The sequence below is a fragment of the Demequina sp. genome, from assembly GCA_024707205.1.
GTDB lineage: Bacteria > Actinomycetota > Actinomycetes > Actinomycetales > Demequinaceae > Demequina.
In genome coordinates, this window is the sequence record JANQAD010000001.1 from 1,915,600 (window position 1) to 1,936,991 (window position 21,392).

Genomic DNA, 21,392 nt, shown 5'->3' on the forward strand with positions numbered 1-21,392 from the left:
CCGGATCCGACGTTCATGTGCGTACAGCGCGCGGGGGCACAGAAAAACGGGCGCCCCCATCAGGGGACGCCCGCTCGTCGCGAAAGCGGAAATTACGCGGAGACGGCGCGCTGCACCTTGCCGGCCTTGAGGCACGACGTGCACACGTTGACGCGCTTGGGGCTCCCGTTGACGATCGCGCGCACGCGCTGGATGTTCGGGTTCCAGCGACGCGAGGTGCGGCGGTGGGAGTGCGAGATCGAGTTACCGAAGGACGGACCCTTGCCGCACACGTCGCAGTTGGCAGCCACGATAGTTCTCCTTGAAGACTTTTGGATGGGGCCCGAAGGCGTTCGGGCAACCGCACAAGAGTACCCGATGCGCGCCCGTTTGGCCAAGTTCCTATGCCCGACGGCACGGTTGCGGTGGGCGTGTCGGCTCACCGTGGGAACATGGTACCCACCCGATGGGCGGGGGACCTGGGCTTAGGAGGCACGTTGGCGGACGCCGCAGAGTTGCGACGGTGGCTCGACAGCGGCGCGAACGCGGTGAAGCGCGCTCGTGACCGGCTCGACGCCATCAACGTGTTTCCCGTTGCCGACGCCGACACCGGCACCAACATCTACCTGACCCTGCGCGAGGGGAACAGGGCCGTTGGGGACCTGCCGAAGGACGCCACCCACAAGGAGGTCGTGGCCGCGTTCGCTCGGGGCGCGTTGCTGGGCGCGCGAGGGAACTCCGGCGTGATCGTGAGCGCCTACCTCAACGCCTTCCTCACCTCTGTCGACGCTCGCGGCGGCCTCTCCTCGACCACCGCGGCCGACATCGCAGCGGCGCTCGACTCCGCGTCCCACGCCGCGTACTCGGCCGTCGGCGCTCCTGTAGAGGGGACCATCCTGAGCGTCGCGCGCGCCGCCGCCCACGCCGCGCACGGGGCGGCCGCCGCCGGCGCCGCGAGGGAGGCGACGATCGTCGCGGCCGTTGTCGCCGCCCGCGCCGCTCTCGCCCAGACCCAGCACGAGCTTGGCGCCGCGCGCGAGGCCGGCGTGGTCGATGCCGGCGCGGCGGGCCTGGTGCTGCAGCTCGAGATGCTCGCCGAGACCCTCGCCGGGCCCGACGCCCTCGCCGCCTACGACGAGGTGGACTGGTCCGCGGACATGGACGCGTACCGCTCATTCCACTCCCCGCACGGTCATGAGGGGGGCTTCGAGGTGATGTTCGTCGCGGTGAGCCGCACGGACCTCACGCGAGAACTCACGTCGCGGCTCGAGGCGCTCGGAGAGTCGGTTGCCGTGATCGGTTCCCACGGGTTGTGGCAGGCGCACGTGCACACCGAGCGGCCGGGCGATGCGGTGCGCGTGGCGATGAGTACCGGCGCGCGCAAGGTGGTGGTGCGCGGCATCGACGACCACGCGAAAGACGCGTCAACGGTGGTCGCGCTCACCGCGTGCCCCGGCCTGGCCGACGCTCTGGCTGAGGCCGGCGCGTGCGTGCTGCTGGTGCCGCAGCCGGAGCTCGCGCCGCGGAAGGACCTGATGCGCGCGCTGCGCGATGCGGTGGGCTCCGCAGGGGTGGTCGTAGCCGGCCACCCAACACTCCTCGCGGCCGCGCGCAAACTCGGCGCGAAGCGGCGCGGCCCGCGTCTGACGGTGCTGGACGCGGCCCATGAGGCCCACGTCGTTGCCGCCATAGCGGCGTCCGCGCTGGTCACGCCGGGGGAGAACGTCGCCGAGCGCATGGCGGCCGCCGTTGCCAACACCACGGTCGTTGACACCACGCCTGAGGACCTCGACGCAGACGTGGAGCAGGTCCTGACCCAGCGCACGGAGGTCGTCACGGTGATCGTCGGCCGGGGCGTGGACCCCGCGGTGGCCGACCAGGTGCGCCTCTCGGTCGCGTCCGTGGCGCCCGGCGCCGACGTCTCGGTCTTCGAGGGCAATCAGCTCACGCCGGCCATCGCAGTGGGCGTGGAGAACGCGCGGCCGTGACGCCCCAGGCAGGCGGCGAGCGGCTCGCGGAGCCGCTGACCCGCGCGCTGGGCACGCGAACCGCAGCGGCCCTCGAGAAGCTCGGCCTCGCCACCGTCGGAGACCTGCTGCGCCACTACCCCCGCCGCTACGGCACGCCCGGCGAGTTCACCGACATCCGCTCGCTGCGCACGGGGAGCACGTGACCGTCATGGCGGAGGTTCGCTCCGCCACGGTGCGGACCATGCGCTCCCGCGGCGGAGCCATGCTCGAGGCGATCGTCTCCGACGGCCGCGACACCCTGCAGCTGACGTTCTTCGCCAAGCGAGCCGGCGTGCTGCGCATGCACGAGGACAAGTTGCGCCCCGGCCGCACCGGCCTCTTCACGGGCACGGTCGGCGAGTACCGGGGGAAGCGTCAGCTCACGCATCCCGACTACATCCTCGTTGGCGTTGACGCCGCCGACGCCGACGCGGCCATCTACGAGGCGCTCCGCCCCATCCCCATCTACCCCGCAGCCGCATCGGCCCCCACGTGGCGCATCGCGCGGGCCGTGCGCACGGTGCTTGATCCGCTGCAAGAGGGTGACGTTCCGGACCCGATTCCGGCCGAGCTCCGCGAGCGCGACGACCTCCCAACCCTGCTCGAGGCCCTCCGCCTCGTCCACGAACCGGAGCACGAGTCCGACCACGAGCGAGGCCGTGCTCGCCTCCGTTACGAGGAAGCGCTGGTGCTCCAGACCGCCCTCGCGCGGAGGCGAGCGGAGCACGCCTCCCTCGCCGCCGTTGCTCGGCCGCCGCGCGCCGGGGGACTCGTTGACGCTCTCGACGCCCGCCTCCCCTTCGCACTCACCGAGGGGCAGCTCGCCGTGGGCGAGGAGATCTCGCGCGACCTCGCGGGTGACGTCCCCATGCTGCGGCTGCTGCAGGGCGACGTCGGGGCCGGCAAGACGGTCGTGGCGCTGCGCGCGATGCTTCAGGTTGTCGACGCCGGGGGCCAGGCCGCGCTGCTCGCCCCAACAGAGGTTCTCGCAGCGCAGCACGTGCGCGCCCTGCGCGCACTCCTGGGGCCCCTTGGCGACGGGGGAATGCTGGGAGGCGCCGAGAACACGACCCGAGTAGTGCTGGTGACGGGCTCACAGGGCTCACGGGAGCGTCGGGCGGCCTTGGCGGAGGCGGCGGGAGGGGCCGCGGGAATCGTGGTCGGCACGCACGCGCTGCTCAGCGAGACGGTGCAGTTCGCGGACCTTGGCCTGGTGGTCGTGGACGAGCAGCACCGCTTTGGCGTGGAGCAGCGGGACGCGCTGCGGTCGCGGGCGCAGACGCCGCCCCACATGCTCGTCATGACCGCAACGCCCATCCCGCGCACCGTGGCGATGACCGTGTTCGGAGACCTCGAGACGTCCGTGCTCGCGGAGCGGCCAGCGGGGCGCGCGCACACCGTGACGCACCTGGTACCCGCCGACAACCCCGTCTGGATTGACCGCACGTGGGCGCGGGTGCGCGAGGAGGTTGACAAGGGCGGGCGGGTATACGTCGTGTGTGCTCGGATTGACCCCAGTGAGCTGCCCGACGCTGTTGACGACTCGGAGGCGGACGACGTCCTTCCCTTGGAGTCGGCTAAGGAGCGTCCCCCGCTCGCCGCGGCCACCGAGGTGGCCGCGATGCTCGCGGAACGTCCGGAGCTCGCGGGCGTCCGCATTGGCCTGATGCACGGCCGGCTCTCGTCCGAGGACAAGGACGTCGCCATGGCGCGGTTCGCCTCAGGGGAGACTCCCGTGCTTGTCTCGACCACCGTGATCGAGGTGGGGGTGGACGTTCCGGAGGCGACCGCGATGGTGATCCTCGACGCCGATCGTTTCGGCATCTCGCAACTGCATCAGCTGCGCGGGCGCGTGGGGCGCAGCTCCGCGCCGGGAGTTTGCCTGCTGGTCACGTCGGCGGAGGAGGGGACCCTCGCCCACGAGCGGCTCACCGCGCTCGCGGCCACCACGGACGGCTTCGAGCTCGCGGAGAAGGACCTTGAGCTGCGGCGAGAGGGCGACGTGCTTGGCGCGGGTCAATCGGGCCGGTCTTCGCTGCGGCTGCTGCGCGTGGTTCGCGATGCCGCGCTGATCGCGAAGGCGCGGGACGATGCGCGCACTGTCGTTGAGCAAGACCCGAGCCTTGACGCTCACCCGGCCCTGGCGTCGGCCATTCGCGACTGGCTTGGTGAAACCCAAGAGGAGTTCCTGGAGCGGGCCTGAGGCTAGTTGCCTAGTGCGCTAGACATCTTAAGTCTAGGGCTATAGACTAGGTGAATATCCGAGCGGAGTCTGGGTGACGGTTCCGGATGGGCACCGGATCATCAGTCCGGGCGTGTACCGAGCCATATTGAGAGCAATTGCGGAGGCTGACTCGTGACGGTCGAGAAGTTCGAAGGTGTTGCAACTCGCGAGGGTCGCTGGTGGATCGTGAGGGTCGAAGGCATTGGCGTGACCCAGACGCGTCGCTTGCAGGATGGCCCTCAGATGGCACGGGAGTTGATTGCGGCGTCGCGAGAGGCGGCGGTGGACGATATCGAGGTCAGTATCCGTGTCGACACGGTGGAGGGTTACGCGGTGGGAAGCGCCGTCGAGCGCGCGCTCGAGGCTCGAGTGAGCGCAGCAGACGCAGAGGCACGCGCAGCGGAACTCACTCGAGAAGTTGCGCGCGACCTCGCAGATCGCCAGATTCCGTTGCGGGACATCGGCGTCATCCTGGGAATCTCACATCAACGAGCGCATCAGTTGATCGTCGGATAGTGGGCTGTCCTCGACACTGTTCGCCGCGGGCCTGACGCCTAGAAACTCCGCCGCATCTCGCTGTCCGCGAGCCGCGAGGCGGCCACGCCGTTGAGGTGGGCGTCCGCGACCATGCGCCGCATCTCGCTGCGCAGCTCTGAGGACCACTCGAGTGGTAACAGTCCGCCAACCTTGTCGACCGCCTTGTCGATGTCTGGTCCGTAGGCTTCCTCGAGTTCTGGCGTCAGCATGCGACCAATGTATGGCGGCGTTGGCGCTGGCAGAAGCGCCAATGGTGTGACATTGGCCATTCTTGGGGTCCTTTGCGCAACATGTCACACCGAGAGGCCAGGGAGTCACTCAGGCGCGGGGTATCCGGCCGCGTAATACTCCGTCAGCGACACGCCGCCGGGCAGGGGTGTGACGTGGTCGAGGCTCACGAACTTCCCGTCCTTCGTCTGCCACAGCGCCGGCCTCAGCATCTCGTACTTCGCCTCGTCCCACGCGCCCCAGCCGTTCGCAAACAGGCCGCCCGTGTCTCCAGACTCGGGGTTGAGGCACCAGAACGTGAAGGACAGGTGCTTCTCCACGATCAGGTCCCGTAGGGCGACCATCCACTTGTCCTGCCGCGGGTCCTGACCAAGCCGGCCGCCCCACTCGCCGATGAGCAGGGGAGCGGTGCCGTCGTCGTGCAGGTAGAGCCAGTTGGGCTCCCACACGTCCGCCTTGAGGGTCTCCGCCGTGAAGGTCTTCTGGAACCACGGCTGCTCATACACGAGCGGGCCGTAGTCATGCGGCGAATACACCAGCTGGTTCGGCAGTGACAAGGTCACGGGGAGTTCGCCCGCGAACCGCAGGTCGCCGCCCCACCAGGTGAAGTCGTAGTCATTGTTGTCGGTCGACTCGAAGCTGGTCCCCGTCTTGGGGGTCGCCTCGATGCCCTCCACAAAGATGAGCGTGTGGGGGTTCTTCGCGAGGATCGCGTCGCCCGCCTGCTCGGCCGCGCGGCGCCAGTTGGTGGCCGCCTTGGAGGCGTCCCAGATGGCCCTGGGGCTCTCGCTCGGCTGGCCGTGCGGCTCGTTCTTGAGGTCGAACCCGATGAGCGTGTCGTCGTCTGCGTAGCGCTCCGCCACCCAGGCCCAGGCGTCGACGAAGTCGCGCGTCGTGATGGGGTCGTTGAACCACACGGGGTAGAGGTGGCCGTCGTCGTCAGCAAGCGCGGAGTGCACGTCGAGGAACACCTTGACCCCGCGGCCCTTGGCATCCTGCAGGAAGGCGTCGAACACCTCGAGCGTGGTCTTGCCTGCGAGGTCCGGGTTGAGCGAGGCGTTGACCGCTTGCGGCACGCGCGCCTTGCCATCACGCCACTCAAGGAGCAGCTCAGTCGAGATCGGCACGCGAATGACGTTGATGCCGCGGCTCGCGATCTGGTCCATGAGCTCGTCGTGGTTCGCAACGTTCAGCCCCACGAGCATCCGCTGCTCGAGGTTGAACCCGTACCAGTTGGCGCCGGTCAGCCACACGGGCCTCCCTTGCGCGTCCACGATGCGGTTGCCGTCCGTGTGCAGCCAGTCGTCATCGCCAGGGGAGTCAACGTTCGACTGCGACGTGAACGTGGGCGGCCCCGTTGGCGCCGCACTCGGCCGGATCGCGATCGGCCCCGTCGCCTCTCCCGTGCACACCGTCGCGAGGTCCGACGGCGAGGTTCCATCCGCGGTGAAGCCAAAGGTCGCTGTGCTCCCGGCGGCGAGGGTGCCGTTGTACGGGAGGTTCGCGGCCGTGGCAAGCCCGGTGGCGCCCGCCGCGAGCGTCGAGTCCCACGAGGCGCTCACCGTGGCGCCCTCAAGATTGAGCGCCACCTGCCAGTCTGCGAGCGGCGCCCACGCGGTCACGATCACCTCTCCCTGGTAACCGCCCTCCCACTGCTTGGTCACGGAAAGCAGGGCGCCGCACACGGGGCCCGACGCTGAAGCCGAGGGCGTCGCAGAAGGTGAGGGCGCCGTCGGGCCGGCTTGGGAAGACGGCCGCGTACCAGCCCACAAGGCGCCACCCACAAGAGCGACGGCGAGCACGCCGACAACGAGCGCGCGCCGTCGCGTCCACCAAGCCATGGGGACACGTTAGCGGGACCGGGTCGATACGTTTCGATTCTGCCGCTACCGTTGGTGCATGCCTCAGATTGTCGTGGGCGATGCGGCCCTCACCGAGCTCGCGGCGCGAGCGCGCGCGGAACTGCTCGACGACATCCTGCCGTTCTGGCAGCGCCATGGTTTCGACTCGGACGGCTGGCTCCCTGGCGCGGTGCTCGATGACCTCACCATCGACGATTCGCGCCCGCGCCACTCGGTCATCGCCGCGCGAACGCTGTGGACCTTCGCGGTAGCCGCGCGCGACCTCCCCGAGCAGCGCGACGAGCTCTCCGACACGGCGCGCAAGGCGTTGCGCCTGGTACTCCACGACTTTTGGGACGCGGCAAACGGCGGCGTGTTCTGGGCGCTGGACCCTGACCGCAGCGTCAACGCCGACCGCAAGCAGATCTACGCGCAGGCCTTCGCGATCTACGGGCTGGCCCAGTGGTTCGAGATCAGCGGCGACGAGTCCGCGAGGGCCGCCGCGCTCCGCGTGTTTGAGCTGCTCGAGACCCACGCCCGTGACCGTGCGAGGGGCGGCTACCTTGAGGCGCTCTCGCGCGAATGGGGCCCGCTCGCGCAGACCGCGCTGAGCGCCAAGGACCTCTCCGTGCCCAAGTCGATGAACACGAACCTCCATGTGCTCGAGGCGTACACGACCCTCCTGCGCGTCACGGGAGACGAGGGCGTTCGCGAAGCGCTTCACAACCTGCTCGCGGTGTCGCTCGACCACATCGTGGCGCTCGCGCCCTTTGCGCACTGCGAGCTGTTCTTCGACATGGAGTGGCGCTCGCAGGTGGACACCGTGAGCTACGGGCACGACATCGAGGCGAGCTGGCTGCTGTGGGACGCATGGGAGGCGCTCGAGGCTTCCGGCACGGTGGACGGCGCGCTCGAGGAGCGCACTCGCGCGGTGGCGCTCAAGCTGGCAGATGCCGTCCGCAAGCACGGACTCGATGGGGACGGCGGCGTCATGTACGAGGGAACGCCCGCTGGCGTGGTGAATGACCAGAAGCACTGGTGGCCGCAGGCCGAGGGCGTCGTTGGATGGCTCAACGCGTACCAGCTCGCGGGGCGCGCGGAGGATCGCGGGGCGGCGCTTGACGCGTGGGAGTTCATCGAGGCCAAGGTCATCGACCGGGAGCACGGCGAGTGGTTCGCGGAGCTCAATCGCGACGGCACCGTCCGGGCCGGTGAAGAGGGCGACGTGAAGATCGGGCCGTGGAAGTGCCCGTATCACAACGCCCGCGCGTGCCTGGAGGTCATGCGGCGCGTCGCGTGAGCGCCCGTAGACTTCCCGCATGACGCGGATCATCGCGGGAGACTTCGGCGGCAGGCGGCTCCAGGTGCCGACCGCGGGCACGCGCCCCACCACCGACCGCGTCCGCGAGGCGCTGTTCAGCCGCCTGGACGCGGCGAACGCCCTCAAGGGCGCCCATGTGCTTGACCTCTACGCCGGCTCCGGCGCCCTCGGCCTCGAGGCGATGAGCCGCAAGGCCGCGACGGCCACTTTCGTCGAGTCGGCGACGCCGGCGGCACGCGTGATCGAGGGGAACATCCGCGAACTGGGGGTGGGCACCAGGACGCGGGTGATCAAGGAGCGCGCGCTGCCATTCCTGCGGCGCACGCGCGAGAGCTACACATTGGCCCTGGTAGACCCGCCATACGACATTGCGAGGGGGGACCTCGCCGCGGTCCTCGAGGCGCTCGCGGAGCGCCTTGAGCCCGAGGCGAACGTCGTGGTGGAGTGGACACGTCGCGCCCCCCTCCCCGAGTGGCCGAGCACCATCGCGCCCATCGTCTCGAAGGACTACGGTGAGACGGTGCTCCACTACGCGCATAGGACCAACCCATGACGATCGCCGTGCTGCCCGGCAGTTTTGACCCGGTGACCCTCGGCCACGTCGACATTGCGACACGGGCCGCGAACCTCTTCGACCAACTCATCGTCGCGGTGGCGCACAACTCGTCGAAGGCGCCCCTCCTGGACGCGACAACGCGAGCCGACCTAGCGTCGGGCGCCCTCAGCCACCTGCCCAACGTGACGGTCGCCGTCGCGGACGGCCTGCTCGTGAGCTTCTGCAGGGAGCGTGGCGCCACGGCCATCGTGAAGGGCCTGCGCGGTGGCGCCGACTATGACTACGAGCGCCCCATGGCCCTCATGAACCGATCGCTCACGGGCATCGAGACCGTCTTCATCACCGGTGACGCCGCGCTGGCGCACGTGGCCTCCTCGCTTGTGAGAGACGTTGCGCGGCACGGCGGCGACATCTCTCCCTACGTGCCCGCCGGGGTGGCCGACGCTGTGGCGGCAGCGCTCTAGGCGCGCCGGGGAATCGGGTTGAGTCTGAGGGTCCCTTTCCCGTACACTTGATCGCTGGTCCTGCCGTAAGCGTCAAGGGCCAAGGTCCACCCGGACCGGAACGAGCTGGAGGCGTGCGTGCCTAAACACCACCGCCCTGCCGCCTCGCCCTACCTGTTCTCGATGAGGGAACTCGTGCGGCGTCCTGGCGAGCAGCGCACCGCCTCAGGTGAGTTTCCGGCCCCAGCGGTCCTTGGCACAGATGTGATCGGTGTGCCGGAAGGCGCAGACGTGAAGCTCGAGGTGAGCTTTGAGTCTGTGTCCGAGGGCATTTGGGCTCACGGAACCGTCACGGCCGAGGCCGTCGGGGAGTGCAGCCGCTGCCTGGACGAGGTTCGACTCGATGTCGACGCCAACTTCCAGGGGCTGTTCACCTACCCCGATCGCGCGATCGACGACGAGGAAGAAGAGCCCGAGGACGTCTATGAGTTTGACGGCGACTCGATTCACCTCGAGGAGCTGGTGCGGGACGCGGTGGTGACTTCGCTGCCGTTCATCCCGCTGTGTAGTCCGGATTGCCCCGGGTTGTGCGACCAATGCGGCGCGCGGCTCGCGGACGACCCAGGCCACACGCATGAAGTGATCGATCCACGATGGTCGGCCCTGCAGGGTCTGACCGAAACGAAAGAGAGTTAGCCGTGGCTGTTCCCAAGCGCAAGATGTCGCGCAGCAACACGCGTGCGCGTCGCTCGCAGTGGAAGGCGACCGCCGCCGACCTCGTCGCCTGCCCGCAGTGCAAGGCCCTGAGGCTTCCGCACCAGGCGTGCCCCACGTGCGGCGCCTACAACGGTCGCCAGTACGTCGAGGCGCTGCGCACCGAGCACGAGGCGTAAGCCCCCGCTTTCATGACCACACCGGGCCAGGCGTCAGCTGATGCCCTTGTGGAGCGACTCGGAGTCAGCGTCGACCCCGAGTTGCTTATTCTTGCCCTCACGCACCGTTCGTTCGCGTACGAGGCCGGGGGTCTGCCGACCAATGAGCGCCTAGAGTTCCTTGGCGACTCCGTGCTCGGCATCGTCGTGACCGATTGGCTGTACCGCACCCACCCGGACCTCGCTGAAGGCGACCTCGCCAAGATGCGGGCCGCGTCCGTGTCGCAGCGTGCGCTCGCCGTGGTGGCGCGCGAACTCCAACTCGGCCCGTGCGTTCTGCTCGGCAAGGGCGAGCGCGCCTCCGGTGGCGCTGACAAGGACTCGATCCTGTGCGACGCGTTCGAGGCGATCCTCGGCGCCATCTACCTGACCCACGGGATCGAAGTCTCGCGCGACGTGGTGCTGCGCCTGGTGGGCCCCACCCTCGCCGCCGCCGCGGTCTCCGGCGTCGCCCTCGACTGGAAGACCTCGCTCCAAGAGGCCACCGCGGAGCGCGGCCTGGGTGCGCCCGTTTATGACGTCGACGGCACCGGCCCCGACCACCAGCGCGAGTTCACCGCCCGCGTCCTCGTTGGCGGCGACGTGATCGGCACCGGCACCGGCAGCGCCAAGAAGCACGCCGAGCAGGCCGCCGCCGCCGAGGCGTATCGCGCGATCGTCGCGACCGACGCCGCGAATGCCTGACCGCTCCATTGCCTGAACTGCCTGAGGTCGAATCCGTCCGACGCGGACTCGAGTCCCACATCCTTGGCGCCAGGATCGAGCGCGTCGAGATCCTCCGCGGATCATGCGTTCGCCGCGCCGCCAGCCCCCAGGCCTTCGTTGATGCCATCACGGGAACGCGCATCGACGCCGTTGTGCGTCGCGGCAAGTTCCTGTGGATGGTTCTCGATGGCGGTGCGCTCGCGCTCTCGGCGCACCTGGGCATGTCCGGCCAGTTCCGCGTGGCGCCCGTGCCGCCGCCCACTCCTCACCCGCACTGCAGGGCTCGCCTCTCACTCTCACTGCCCGACGGCCCGCTCACCCTTGACTTCCTGGATCAGCGGACCTTCGGTTACCTCGACGCCGAGCCCTTGGTGCCCACGCCGGACGGGCTCCCGGGTGGCTTGGGCAGCGCGCTGCCCCTGGTTCCCGCCTCTGTCTCACACATCGGTCGCGACGCGCTGGACCCGGCGCTGCGCCGCGCTGCGGTGCTCGTGCAGTGGCGGCGGGGAACCAGAGGTATCAAGCAGGTGCTGCTCGACCAGACGCGAGTGAGCGGCATCGGCAATATCTATGCCGACGAGGCGCTGTGGCGAGCGCGCGTGCATCCGGCGACCCCAGCGTCGGGCCTGAGCGGCAAGGCAACCGGAGCGCTGCTGGACGCGACGGGCGAGGTCATGGCGGAGGCGCTCGCGGCCGGGGGGACGAGCTTCGACGCGCTGTACGTCAATGTCAACGGCGAGTCCGGGTATTTCGATCGCTCGCTCAACGCGTACGGACGCGGGGGAGAGCCGTGCCCTCGGTGCGGCAGGGCCATGGTGCGTGCGGTCATGGGAGGTCGGTCTACGCACTGGTGTCCGCGCTGCCAGCGCGAGCGCTCACGCTAGGCTCGGGGCATGGCCGACATCACCGTGATGGTGCTCGATGACCACGAAGTGGTCCGTCGGGGCATCTGCGACATCATCGATCGCGCCGACGGCTTCGCCGTCGTCGCCGAAGCAGCGAATGTGGCGCAAGGAGTGCGCAGGGCGGTCGCCGTGCGCCCGCAGGTGATTCTCAGCGACCTCAGGCTTCCCGACGGCACCGGCCTCGACGTCATTGCCCAGGTGCGGCAGTCGCTCCCTGAGACCCGCGTGGTGGTGCTGACCTCTTACGACGACGACGAGGCTCGCGCGGCGGCTCGCGCTGCCGGAGCGGACGTGTTCCTCGCCAAGACGGCGGGCTCCGCCGAGGTGCTGCAGGCCGTCAGGGACGCGGCGAGCGGGCGGGAGCACGGGCAGCACATCGCCGTCCACGAGGATGACGCCATTGCCCGCCTCACGCCCATGGAGCGCCGCGTGCTCGAGCTCGTGGGCGAGGGGCTCGCGAACAAGGAAATCGCGGATCAACTCGGCATCGCGGAGAAGACCGTCAAGAACCACGTGACGAGCGTGCTGGCGAAGATGGGTCTTCAGCGCCGCACCCAGGTGGTGGCGTGGGCCACCGCCAAGAAGGCGCAGTCGTTCAGGGGCTGACCGCCTGCGCGCGGTGACGGCGCGCATCCATCACGATCGCGACGATCCCCAGCACCAAGAACACGGCATTGAGCGGGTAGAAGAAGCCGGGAGCCACCGCGAGCCCGATCGCCCCCACCCCCGCGGCCCACAGTGGCCCCGGCAGCAGGCACAGCACCACGCCGGCCGCGCCGACGACGGTGAGTGTGATCAGGCCAGGGTTAGGGCCCTCCTCTGCCGCGTCCGCCATGAACGCCCACGTGTTGAACACCGCGAGCACCGCGGCGATCCTGAGTGCAGTCTTCATCGCTTCTCCTATCCCTCGACCTCGACGTTCCACTCGGCGCGCGTGCCCGGATGGTCCGCGGCGGGAGCCACCGGATCCAGCGTGAAGGTGCCGTTGCGGCGCAGCGCGCGGCCCGCGAGATTGGACGTCCCGGAGTGCCGGTTGCGGGCGCCGGCCGGCCCGATCCCATTGTCGGTGACGACCAGGCTGAGACGCCCGTCCGCGACGGACAGATCGATGTGCACGGCCTTGGCGTCCGCGTGCCGCGCCACGTTCGAAAGCAGCTCGCGGAGGACCGCGACCACGTCGTCGCCAAGGCTGACGTCTCCCGCCACGGCATCGTCGACGCCGCTCCAGTCGGTGTGGAGCGTTGGGGCGAAGCCGAGCGAGTCGTGCGCCATGATCAGTTCGCGGTTGACACGCTCGCCGAACGGCTCGCTCGAGCGGTGTCCCGCGAGCGTGCTCATCACGCCGCGCACCTCGTGCTGGGCGCGCTTGACGTGGTCGAGCGTGCGGGAGAGGCGCTCGGCGGCCTCGGGGGACACGTCCGCGGAGATCGCCTCGATCTGCATCGCCGTGGCAAACAGCTCCTGTGAGACGAAGTCGTGGAGATCGTCCGCGAGCCGCTCTCGCTCCTCGAGCAGTTGGCTGACATTCTTGGCGTGCGCGAGTTCGGACAGCGTCAGCGCGATCGCCGCCTGATTGGCGAACCGCTGCGCGGTCGCGAGATCGTCGGCATCGAAGGGCCGCTGCCCCTGGTCTCGCCACAGCATCAGCAGCCCGACGCTGCGGTCACCTGCGCGCAGAGGCGCGTACAGCGTCGGGCCCAGTTCTTGGACCGGCATCAGAATGGTGCCCCCAGGCGGGGCCGCGGCGATCGTGCCCTCGCCGGACCGGATGGTGGAGAGTGCGTAGCCATCCTCCGGCAGGGCGAGGCCGAGCATCTCGGCGGCACGCGGCCCGGACGTGAACTCCATGACCCACGAGTCCCTGAGGCCGGGGAGGACGAGAGCCGCGTGGCCGGCCCCCGCGAGGCGCTTGGCGGACTCGACGACCACCGCGAGTGCTTCCTCGTCGCCGGGATTGCTGAGCAGCCCGGTGGTGATCTGTTGCGACGCCTCGAGCCAGCGCTCGCGGCTCACCGCGCGCTCATACAGCTGTGCGTTGTCGATCGCCACGGACCCCGCGGCGGCGAGCGCGAGCACCGCGGCCTGGTCGGCGTCCGTGAAGCCGGACTCCTTGTCCGCGAGGTAGAGGTAGCCGTACACCTCCCCTCGAACCTTCAGCGCGGTGCCAAGGAAGGCGCCCATGGGAGGGTGTCCTGGGGGGAAGCCCGCGAACGAAGGGTGCTTGGTCAGCTCATCGATGACGATGACGCCCTCATCTGGGATCCGCGCCAGCGTGGCGACGTGATTTGGTGCGCGGCCAATCCTCTCCCACACCCCGTCACGAACGCCCGTGAAGTGGAATTCGATGCTGGTGCCGTTGGAGTCGACGATGTTAATGGCCCCGTAGCGGGCTCCCGTCTGCTCCGTGGCCGCCGAGATGAAGCGGTCCAGGATGCTTGGCAGGTCGAGCTGCGAGTTCAGCGAGAGGATCGCGTCGAGCAGCGGGCTCCCGGTCAAGGCGTCATCACGTCCCACGTTGCCCACGCTACGGCACTCCGACCCGTGTGAAGTTGCTCTCACTGGGGCGTTCGATGCCTGCGATGTCTTACCGGCCAGTTAGTGTCTGCTACGTGCGCGTGGGGCGAGGGCCCCGCGATTGAGGCGCACCTAACCGAGGGGTTCCATTTCTATGACTATTTCTCATGCCGCCACAACGAAGAAGACCTGGGCGGTCCGCACCGGAATTGCTGGCATTGCAGCTGCGACGCTCGCCGTCTCCGGTATCGCCATCGCCGCCAATGCGGCGGCCCGGCCTTCGCGCCGTACGACGAGACTGACTCTCCCAACCCGTACGAAATCACCAACGGCCTCGTGTTCTACAGGGCCGCTGACATGGGCTGGGTTGTCAACGCCCCCATTGCGGACGTCGAGTCGCTCGCGTACACGGTCGCCGACGGCACGTCCTACGCACCGTCGTTCCAGCTCGTGACCACCGCCGACCGCGATGGCGGCACCGCCAAGTACGGCCGCCTTGTGTGGGAGCCCTACATGCAGGCCGGCGAGCTGAACCCCAACTCGGGTGAGTACACCGACCTCGAGGATGGCCTCTGGTGGACCAGCAAGATCGTCTCCGGCGCGGGCAGCCAGTCCGAGCCGCAGCCCCTCGCGTTCTTCGAGAACGGCGGCGGTGCAGGCTGGGACAACGTCAACGTCATCGCGGTTGATGTCCACCAGGGCACCACTTCCGACGTGACGAGCGTCGTCACCAAGGTGAACTACAACGGAACGGACATTGCCCTGGGCAACGCCGACGCCACGCCGTTCGCGCAGTCGGACATCGAGGCCGCCACGGCGCCGCTGGTGTCCGCCCTCAACGCGTACAAGGCCAACCACCACCTCAAGGACGGCACGTCCATCGGCACGTCGTCCGCGACGCTCAGTGGTACGCCCACGGTCGGCAAGAAGCTGGGCGTCAAGCTCTCTGGCAACATCACCAAGGCGACCGGTGTCAAGTACCAGTGGTACGTGAGCGGCGTGGCCGTCAAGGGCGCCACCAAGTCCACCTTCACGGTTCCCAAGAGCGCCAAGAAGCACACCGTGACCGTCAGGGTCACGGGCACGTACAACTACGTTACGTTCGGCGTTCAGTCCAACGGGGCTGTCGCCAAGTAGCACGTCTGTATCACGCGATGGGCGGCCCTTCGGGGCCGCCCATTGTCGTTTCCGGGTCAGACCTCGTCGAGGGAGATGACCTGATCGGCGATCGCCATGACGTCATCGTCGTGGGTCACGATGACCACGGCGCGGCCCTGCTCCCGCATCCGCGTCACGGCTGCCTCAAATGCCGCAATACCAGCGGTGTCGAGGTGCTCGCCCGGCTCATCGAGCAGCTGCAGCGGCACGTCCGCAAGGAGCGCTCGCGCCATGAGCAAGCGTCGCCGCTCGCCGCCGGAGACCGTGTGGCCACCCGTGCCCAGCTCGGTGTCGAGACCGTGTGGCAGAGAGCGCACCCAGTCGGCGAGCCCCACGCGGGCGAGCGCGTCCCACGCGTCGGCCTCCGTCACCCCGCCGCGCGCCACGCGCAGGTTCTCGAGGACCGTCGTGCCGAACAGGTGCGCGTCCTCAAGTGTGAGCGCGTAGGCGATCCCAGCGTCGGCCGGCGAGAGGTGCACACCGCCAAAGGTGGCGTCGCCCGCTACGGCGGGCAGCGCGCCCGTCGCGGTGAGCAACAGCGTTGTCTTGCCGACGCCCGATCTGCCGACGATGGCGAGGGCCGCGCCCGGCTCAACGGACGCGGTTACGGGCGGGGTGGGCGTGGCGCCGGGCCAGCCGACGCTGAGATCCGTCAGCGATAGCGTCGCCTTCGCGCTCGTGGCGGAGGCGACGGCGGTGTCGCGCTCGTCGCTCATCTGCGCCAGGCGGAGGGCGGCCGCGCTGGAGCGGTGGTACTGCATGATCGCCGCGGGTATCGCGCCAACGGCCTCGAAGGCGGCGAGCGGGGTCAGCACGACGATCGCGGCCGCCGGCCCGGAGATGTCGCCGTTCTTCGCGGCGGCGACGCCTAGCGCGAGGCAGACCAACAGGCCGAGCCCGCTGAAGAACGTCTGCGAGGCCGCGGCCAGAGCCGCAGGCCGCGCCGCCGCGTCCGCAGCATGCTCGACCGCACGATTCGCAGACCGGACGGCCTCCATCGCCGCGCCGTCCTCGTCCCACACGCGATGCTCCGCGCTCGCCTCGACCGCGCTGAGCGATGCCGCCGCGGCCTCCGCCGCCGCGGTCACGCCGGCGTCGGCCGCGATCCGCGCCTGCCGCGACGTGAGCAGCGCGGGCACGAACCCAGCCAGCGCGAGCGCACCGGCAAGGGCCAGCCCCGCGAGCGGCAGCTGCCACGTCACGATCGCCGCGGCCAGCGCGGACACCGTGACGGCGACCCCAACGGGGATAAACGAGCGGACCACGGCATCGCCGACCGCGTCGAGATCGGAGCCGGCGCGCGCGATGATGTCGCCGCGGCGCAGCGACAGCACCGTGCGCGCGCTCGCGCCCGCGAGCCGCTCATACGTGCGCTCGCGGAGGGTGACCACGCCGCGCAGCGCGGTGTCGTGGGACAGCAGCCTCTCGAGGTACCGGAACACGCCGCGCCCGATGCCGAAGAAGCGCACGGCGACCGCCGCGAGCGCGAGGTCCGCGGGGGAGGGCAGCTGCGCTGCACGAGCGACGAGCCACGCCGCCACCGCAGCAAGACCAACCGCGGAACCGAGAGCGGCCGTGCCGGCCAGCACGGAGCGGGCATAGGCCCAGCGGGTCATGCCGGTGTTGCGGACGGCGTCCCAGAGCGCGGATCGCGGTGTCACGCCGGTACCCCCGCTCGCACTTCTACCTGGGACGTTGCCGCCCGCATGAGCTCGCGCTCATGGGTGGTCACCACCACGGTCCTGCCCGCGGCCGCGGCGGCGATGATCGCGGAGATCACCTCGGCGCGGCCCTCGCGGTCAAGGTGCGCGGTCGGCTCGTCCAGCAGGAGTACCGGTCGCTCTGATGCGAACGCGCGGTCGAGCGCGATGCGCTGCCGCTGGCCAAGGCTGAGCTCTCGGCCGGCAGGGCCGAGGTCGGGGCGTTGTGGCACCCACGCGCACTGGCGCGTCCAGGACTCGTCCTCAACAGCGTCGGACGGGGAGCCCAAGGTGACCTCGCCCGCGGACACGACCCCAGCGTCGGGCGCGACCAAACCAGCAAGCGCAGCCAACGCCGTGGACTTGCCCTCGCCGTTGGGCCCAATGAGCACGGTCACGGTGCCGGGGGCGGCCGTGAACGAGAGCGCAGCCGGTGCCAGGCGCCCGTCGGCGGCGACCACCCCAAACCCGTGAAGCGACACCGGTGTACCGACAAGAGACGGGGCGGCGCCGGTGCGCGGGCGCTGGTCCGTGCGCTCGTCGAGGAACTCGAAGGCGGCGTCCGCGGCGGCCATGCCGTCGGCGCTCGCGTGGAAGTGTGTGCCCACGTTGCGCAGCGGCAGGTATACCTCGGGCGCGAGGACAAGCACCGCGAGGGCGGTCTCGATGCCGATGCCGCCTTCAGCGAGGCGGAAGCCCATCGACACCGCCACGAGCGCCACCGAGAGCGTCGTGAGCAGTTCCAGCACCATCCCGGAGAGGAACGCGACGCGCAGAGACGACATCGTGGCGCGGCGGTGCGCGTCACCAAGCTCGCGCACGCGCGCGGCCGGCCCGTGCGCCCGGCCCAGGCCGCGCAGAGTGGGGATGCCCGCGATCAGGTCCAGGGTCTGCGACCCGAGCCGCTGCATCGCCACCAACTGCGAGGCAGACCGCTGCTGCGTGAGGCGGCCGATGAGGATCATGAAGATCGGCACCAGGGGCAGCGTCACGAGCACAATGACGGCCGACGTTGGGTCCAGTCCCAGCACCACGACCACCATGATCGGCGTCACCGTCACGGCGAGAAACAGCTGGGGCAGGTAGCGCACGAAGTACGGCAGCAGGTTGTCGAGGCCCCTGGTTGCGAGCGTCGTGACGTCGGCGGCACGGCCCGACGCTGCCCACCGGAGCCCGAGCGTCGCCGCATGCGCCACCACGGCTTCGCGCAGTTCGCTCACCACCCGCGTGCCGGCCCGGTGGGCCTGCCGCTCCTGGAGCCACATCACCGCGGTGCGCAGCAGCACGAACACGGCGAGCCACGCGATCGCGACGGGAAGCCGCCGCACGTCCTCCGGCACCACGTGCCCAAGCCAGCCGAGGCCGTCGGCCGCTGCGTTGTTGGACAGCAGCGGCGAAGGTGACAGCACGGGAGAGAGCGCGCGAGAGATGACGAGCGCCTGCACCAGGATGAGCAGGGCCGTGCAGACGCCAAGAACCGCCGTCACGGCAACGTAACGGCGGGCCGGGCCGATCCGCGCTACGAGGCGCGGATCGAGGGGACGCATGCGGGCTTACGCCTTGGAGAAGGTCAGCTCGTTGTGCTCAGGGATGTGGTCCACGTGGAGTCGCTTGCGGAACACCCAGTACGACCACGCCTGGTACGCGAGCACGATCGGGGTGAAGATAGCGGCGACGATCGTCATCACCTTGAGGGTGTAGTCGGTGGACGAGGCGTTGTATATCGTGAGCGAATTCGCGGGGTCGTTGATCGCAGGCATGACGTTAGGGTAGAGCGCCCCGAAGATGAATACGACGGCGGCCGCGATCGCGACGGCGTTGAAGGCGAAGGCGAGCCCGAACTTCTTGGCGCCCACGAGGTACCACGCGGCGACCAGCGAGACGGCCGCGACGCCGACCGCACCCCACGTCCACGCGTTGCGCGAGTAGGCGAGCTGGCCCCATACGGCCCACGCGCCAGCGGCGACGATCGCGAAGAGGCCGAACTGCTTGGCGAGCTTCTCTGCGCGCTCGCGCACGATCCCATCGGTCTTGAGCGCCAAGAAGATGGACCCGTGGCTGAGGAACAGCAGCAGCGTCACCACTCCGCCCAGCAGGGCGAACGGGTTGAGCAGGTCAAAGAAGTTCCCCGAGTACTGGTGGTTCTCGTCGAGGTTGACTCCGCGCACGAGGTTGGCGAACGCAACGCCCCACAGGATGGAGGGGAACCATGCGGAGGTGATGATCACCCGGTCCCACCGACGCCGCCACGCGTCGGAGTTGATCTTCCCTCGGTACTCGATGGCCACGGCGCGGACGATGAGGGCCACCAGGATCAGCAGCAGCGGCAGGTAGAACCCGGAGAACATCGTGGCGTACCACTCGGGGAACGCGGCAAAGGTGGCGCCGCCGGCGGTGAGCAGCCACACCTCGTTGCCGTCCCACACGGGGCCGATGGTGTTGAGCGCCACGCGACGCTCGGTGTTGTTGCGTCCCACGATGGGCATGAGCATGCCGACGCCGAAGTCGAAGCCCTCGAGTACGAGGTAGCCCGTCCACAGGACGGCGAGGAGGATGAACCAGACGAGTGCGAGTTCCATGGCGGCCTCCTAGTACGCGAACGACAGGGGTCGGGAGGCGTCAACCTCGTCTGGATGAGGCGGCGGTTCCACTTGCGGCGCGCCCTCCACCGCGTAGCGATGAATGAGCCGGAACCAGAACACCCCAAGCACCGCGTACACGAGGGTGAAGGTGATCATCGACGTGAGTACGAGGCCGGCGGACACGGCCGTTGACACGCCGAACGTGGTCAGCAGGAAGATCTGGTCGGAGCCGGTGGGATTGGGCGCCACCACGAACGGCTGGCGGCCCATCTCCGTGAAGATCCAGCCAAAGCTCGCCGCGAGGAACGGCATGGGCAGTGACACGAGCGCCAGCCCTCCGAGCCACCTCTGATCCGCGGCCCGCTGCTTGCGGGTGAACCACAGCACGGCGAGCGCGAGCGCGGCCGAGAAAACCGCGAGCCCGATCATCAGGCGGAACGACCAGTACGTGATCAGCAGGTTGGGCTGGTAGTGGATCTCGTTGCCGTTGGCGTCGGTCGCGCCGTACCTCTCCGCGTACTGCGGCTGCAGCTGGTTCAAGCCGGTGACCTCGGCGTTCCAGTCCCCGGTGGCGAGGAAGCTCAGGAAGCCGGGGATCTTGATCAGAGTCTTGACGTCGTTGCAGTCGGTGGCGCCGAGGTGCCCGATCGACAGGATGGAGAACGCGGCAGGCTGCTCCGACTCGCACAGCGCCTCGGCCGCCGCCATCTTGATGGGCTGCTGCTGGAACATCAGCTTGGCCTGCTCGTCACCCGTGATGAGAATGCCGATCCCCGAGACGATCATCACCCACGCGCCGAACCGGGCCGCCGTGCGATACATAGGCAAGTCAGCGTCGGTCTTGTCCGCACGTGCCTTCTTGACCATCCAGAACACCGCGATGCCGCACACGAACGTGCCCGCCACGAGGAACGCGGTGGAGATCACGTGTGGAAACGCGACCAGCGCCGTCGTGTTGGTGAGCACATCGACGATGCTCTTCATCTCCGCGCGGCCCGTCTCCGGGTTAAAGACGGCGCCGACCGGGTGCTGCATCCACGAGTTCGCGGCGATGATGAAGTAGGCGCTCAGGGTGGAGCCGATCGCGAGCGCCCAGATGGTCGCGAGGTGCACGCCCCGCGGGAGCTTGTCCCAACCGAAGATCCACAGGCCAAGGAACGTGGACTCGAGGAAGAACGCGATCAGCGCCTCCATCGCGAGTGGCGCGCCAAAGATGTCGCCGACGTAGCGGGAGTACTCGGACCAGTTCATGCCGAACTGGAACTCCTGCACGATGCCCGTCGCCACTCCGAGCGCGAAGTTGATCAGCAGGAGCTTTCCGTAGAACTTGGTGAGCCGCAGCCACTTCTCGTTTCCGGTGCGATACCAGGCGGTCTGCATGATGGCGACCAGCGCCGAGAGGCCGATGGTGAGCGGCACGAGGATGAAGTGATAGACGGTGGTGATGCCGAACTGCCACCGTGCAAGGTCAAGCGCTTCCATGGGGCAGGGGGGACCTTTCTATGCTCCTACTCGCGAATCTACTCAGTGCCCCGCTCGGGCGCACCAGGACCAAGGTCCCGGGTGCGTCTCGCGGCTCGCCGGTAGTTGGGGGCTGGGGCTTTGGACGCCACTGTGTCACAATGGTCACCAAGGATGCGCCCAGCCACACCGGACGCCACCCGCGCGACACTCGCAGTCAACGAATTGCTGCCAGTCCCGTCAGAACTCGCCTCACAAGGTGGGTTATCGGGGATGGGCGCACAACAAAGACTGCCG

20 protein-coding genes and 1 pseudogene are annotated in these 21,392 nt (G+C 69.1%); 12 read left to right on the top strand and 9 right to left on the bottom strand.

What is annotated here, in order from left to right; translation table 11 throughout:
* Positions 1-92 precede the first annotated feature (92 nt).
* Positions 93-290, bottom strand: coding sequence for a 50S ribosomal protein L28 (gene rpmB / locus NVV57_09805; protein ID MCR6712955.1), 198 nt, complete (start codon positions 288-290; stop codon positions 93-95).
* Between the two features lie 186 nt (positions 291-476).
* Here rpmB and NVV57_09810 point away from each other — a divergent pair, with 186 nt between their 5' ends.
* The 3 genes and pseudogenes from NVV57_09810 to NVV57_09820 all read left to right on the top strand — a co-directional run bounded on the left by NVV57_09810 (position 477) and on the right by NVV57_09820 (position 4,728).
* A complete protein-coding gene (locus NVV57_09810) occupies positions 477-1,967 on the top strand; it encodes a DAK2 domain-containing protein (protein MCR6712956.1) in 1,491 nt (496 codons plus the stop codon).
* Between the two features lie 35 nt (positions 1,968-2,002).
* A pseudogene (locus NVV57_09815) lies at positions 2,003-4,191 on the top strand (ATP-dependent DNA helicase RecG).
* Positions 4,192-4,344: 153 nt separating this feature from the next.
* Positions 4,345-4,728 carry a hypothetical protein gene (locus tag NVV57_09820; GenBank protein MCR6712957.1) on the top strand — a complete coding sequence of 128 codons (384 nt, stop codon included), beginning with the start codon at positions 4,345-4,347 and terminating at the stop codon, positions 4,726-4,728.
* A 38-nt stretch (positions 4,729-4,766) separates the two neighbouring features.
* Here the strand turns inward: NVV57_09820 and NVV57_09825 are convergent, their stop codons facing one another.
* On the bottom strand, positions 4,767-4,958 hold the full coding sequence (locus NVV57_09825; GenBank protein MCR6712958.1) for a hypothetical protein: 192 nt from the start codon (positions 4,956-4,958) through the stop codon (positions 4,767-4,769).
* A 105-nt stretch (positions 4,959-5,063) separates the two neighbouring features.
* Positions 5,064-6,818 carry a cellulase family glycosylhydrolase gene (locus NVV57_09830; GenBank protein MCR6712959.1) on the bottom strand — a complete coding sequence of 585 codons (1,755 nt, stop codon included), beginning with the start codon at positions 6,816-6,818 and terminating at the stop codon, positions 5,064-5,066.
* Positions 6,819-6,876: 58 nt separating this feature from the next.
* Between NVV57_09830 and NVV57_09835 the strand changes: the two genes are divergently transcribed.
* The 8 genes from NVV57_09835 to NVV57_09870 all read left to right on the top strand — a co-directional run bounded on the left by NVV57_09835 (position 6,877) and on the right by NVV57_09870 (position 12,286).
* Positions 6,877-8,118, top strand: a complete 1,242-nt coding sequence (locus NVV57_09835) for an AGE family epimerase/isomerase (protein MCR6712960.1) — start codon at positions 6,877-6,879, stop codon at positions 8,116-8,118.
* A gap of 19 nt (positions 8,119-8,137) precedes the next feature.
* Positions 8,138-8,692, top strand: coding sequence for a 16S rRNA (guanine(966)-N(2))-methyltransferase RsmD (rsmD, locus tag NVV57_09840; protein ID MCR6712961.1), 555 nt, complete (start codon positions 8,138-8,140; stop codon positions 8,690-8,692).
* Positions 8,689-9,159 (top strand): pantetheine-phosphate adenylyltransferase, encoded by a 471-nt coding sequence (gene coaD / locus NVV57_09845; GenBank protein ID MCR6712962.1) that lies wholly within the window; start codon positions 8,689-8,691, stop codon positions 9,157-9,159. Before rsmD ends, coaD begins: the two co-directional genes overlap by 4 nt.
* A 117-nt stretch (positions 9,160-9,276) precedes the next feature.
* Positions 9,277-9,834 (top strand): YceD family protein, encoded by a 558-nt coding sequence (locus NVV57_09850; GenBank protein MCR6712963.1) that lies wholly within the window; start codon positions 9,277-9,279, stop codon positions 9,832-9,834.
* Positions 9,835-9,836: 2 nt separating this feature from the next.
* On the top strand, positions 9,837-10,031 hold the full coding sequence (rpmF, locus tag NVV57_09855) for a 50S ribosomal protein L32 (GenBank protein MCR6712964.1): 195 nt from the start codon (positions 9,837-9,839) through the stop codon (positions 10,029-10,031).
* A gap of 12 nt (positions 10,032-10,043) precedes the next feature.
* Complete coding sequence (gene rnc, locus NVV57_09860; protein MCR6712965.1) at positions 10,044-10,754, top strand: ribonuclease III; 711 nt, start codon at positions 10,044-10,046, stop codon at positions 10,752-10,754.
* A gap of 8 nt (positions 10,755-10,762) precedes the next feature.
* On the top strand, positions 10,763-11,659 hold the full coding sequence (gene mutM, locus NVV57_09865) for a bifunctional DNA-formamidopyrimidine glycosylase/DNA-(apurinic or apyrimidinic site) lyase (GenBank protein ID MCR6712966.1): 897 nt from the start codon (positions 10,763-10,765) through the stop codon (positions 11,657-11,659).
* 9 nt (positions 11,660-11,668) lie between these two features.
* Positions 11,669-12,286 carry a response regulator transcription factor gene (locus NVV57_09870; protein MCR6712967.1) on the top strand — a complete coding sequence of 206 codons (618 nt, stop codon included), beginning with the start codon at positions 11,669-11,671 and terminating at the stop codon, positions 12,284-12,286.
* On the opposite strand, the gene NVV57_09875 is transcribed toward NVV57_09870, so the two are convergent.
* Positions 12,276-12,572, bottom strand: a complete 297-nt coding sequence (locus NVV57_09875) for a hypothetical protein (protein MCR6712968.1) — start codon at positions 12,570-12,572, stop codon at positions 12,276-12,278. The two genes, NVV57_09870 and NVV57_09875, sit on opposite strands and share 11 nt — an antisense overlap.
* An 8-nt stretch (positions 12,573-12,580) precedes the next feature.
* Positions 12,581-14,194 (bottom strand): GAF domain-containing protein, encoded by a 1,614-nt coding sequence (locus tag NVV57_09880; GenBank protein ID MCR6712969.1) that lies wholly within the window; start codon positions 14,192-14,194, stop codon positions 12,581-12,583.
* Between the two features lie 357 nt (positions 14,195-14,551).
* On the opposite strand from NVV57_09880, the gene NVV57_09885 reads away from it, so the two are divergent.
* Positions 14,552-15,331, top strand: a complete 780-nt coding sequence (locus NVV57_09885) for a hypothetical protein (protein MCR6712970.1) — start codon at positions 14,552-14,554, stop codon at positions 15,329-15,331.
* 56 nt (positions 15,332-15,387) lie between these two features.
* Here NVV57_09885 and cydC read toward each other — a convergent pair whose 3' ends face one another.
* Genes cydC through NVV57_09905 form a run of 4 tightly spaced genes read right to left on the bottom strand, consistent with a single transcriptional unit; the run spans position 15,388 to position 21,116 of the window.
* Positions 15,388-17,013 carry a thiol reductant ABC exporter subunit CydC gene (gene cydC, locus NVV57_09890; protein MCR6712971.1) on the bottom strand — a complete coding sequence of 542 codons (1,626 nt, stop codon included), beginning with the start codon at positions 17,011-17,013 and terminating at the stop codon, positions 15,388-15,390.
* The gene (locus NVV57_09895; GenBank protein MCR6712972.1) at positions 17,010-18,599 is read right to left on the bottom strand and encodes an ABC transporter transmembrane domain-containing protein; all 1,590 of its coding nucleotides are present in this window, start codon (positions 18,597-18,599) and stop codon (positions 17,010-17,012) included. Before NVV57_09895 ends, cydC begins: the two co-directional genes overlap by 4 nt.
* 6 nt (positions 18,600-18,605) lie before the next feature.
* Entirely contained in the window at positions 18,606-19,631 is a 1,026-nt protein-coding gene (cydB, locus tag NVV57_09900) for a cytochrome d ubiquinol oxidase subunit II (GenBank protein ID MCR6712973.1), read from the bottom strand.
* A 9-nt stretch (positions 19,632-19,640) separates the two neighbouring features.
* On the bottom strand, positions 19,641-21,116 hold the full coding sequence (locus tag NVV57_09905; GenBank protein ID MCR6712974.1) for a cytochrome ubiquinol oxidase subunit I: 1,476 nt from the start codon (positions 21,114-21,116) through the stop codon (positions 19,641-19,643).
* Positions 21,117-21,392: the final 276 nt, after the last annotated feature.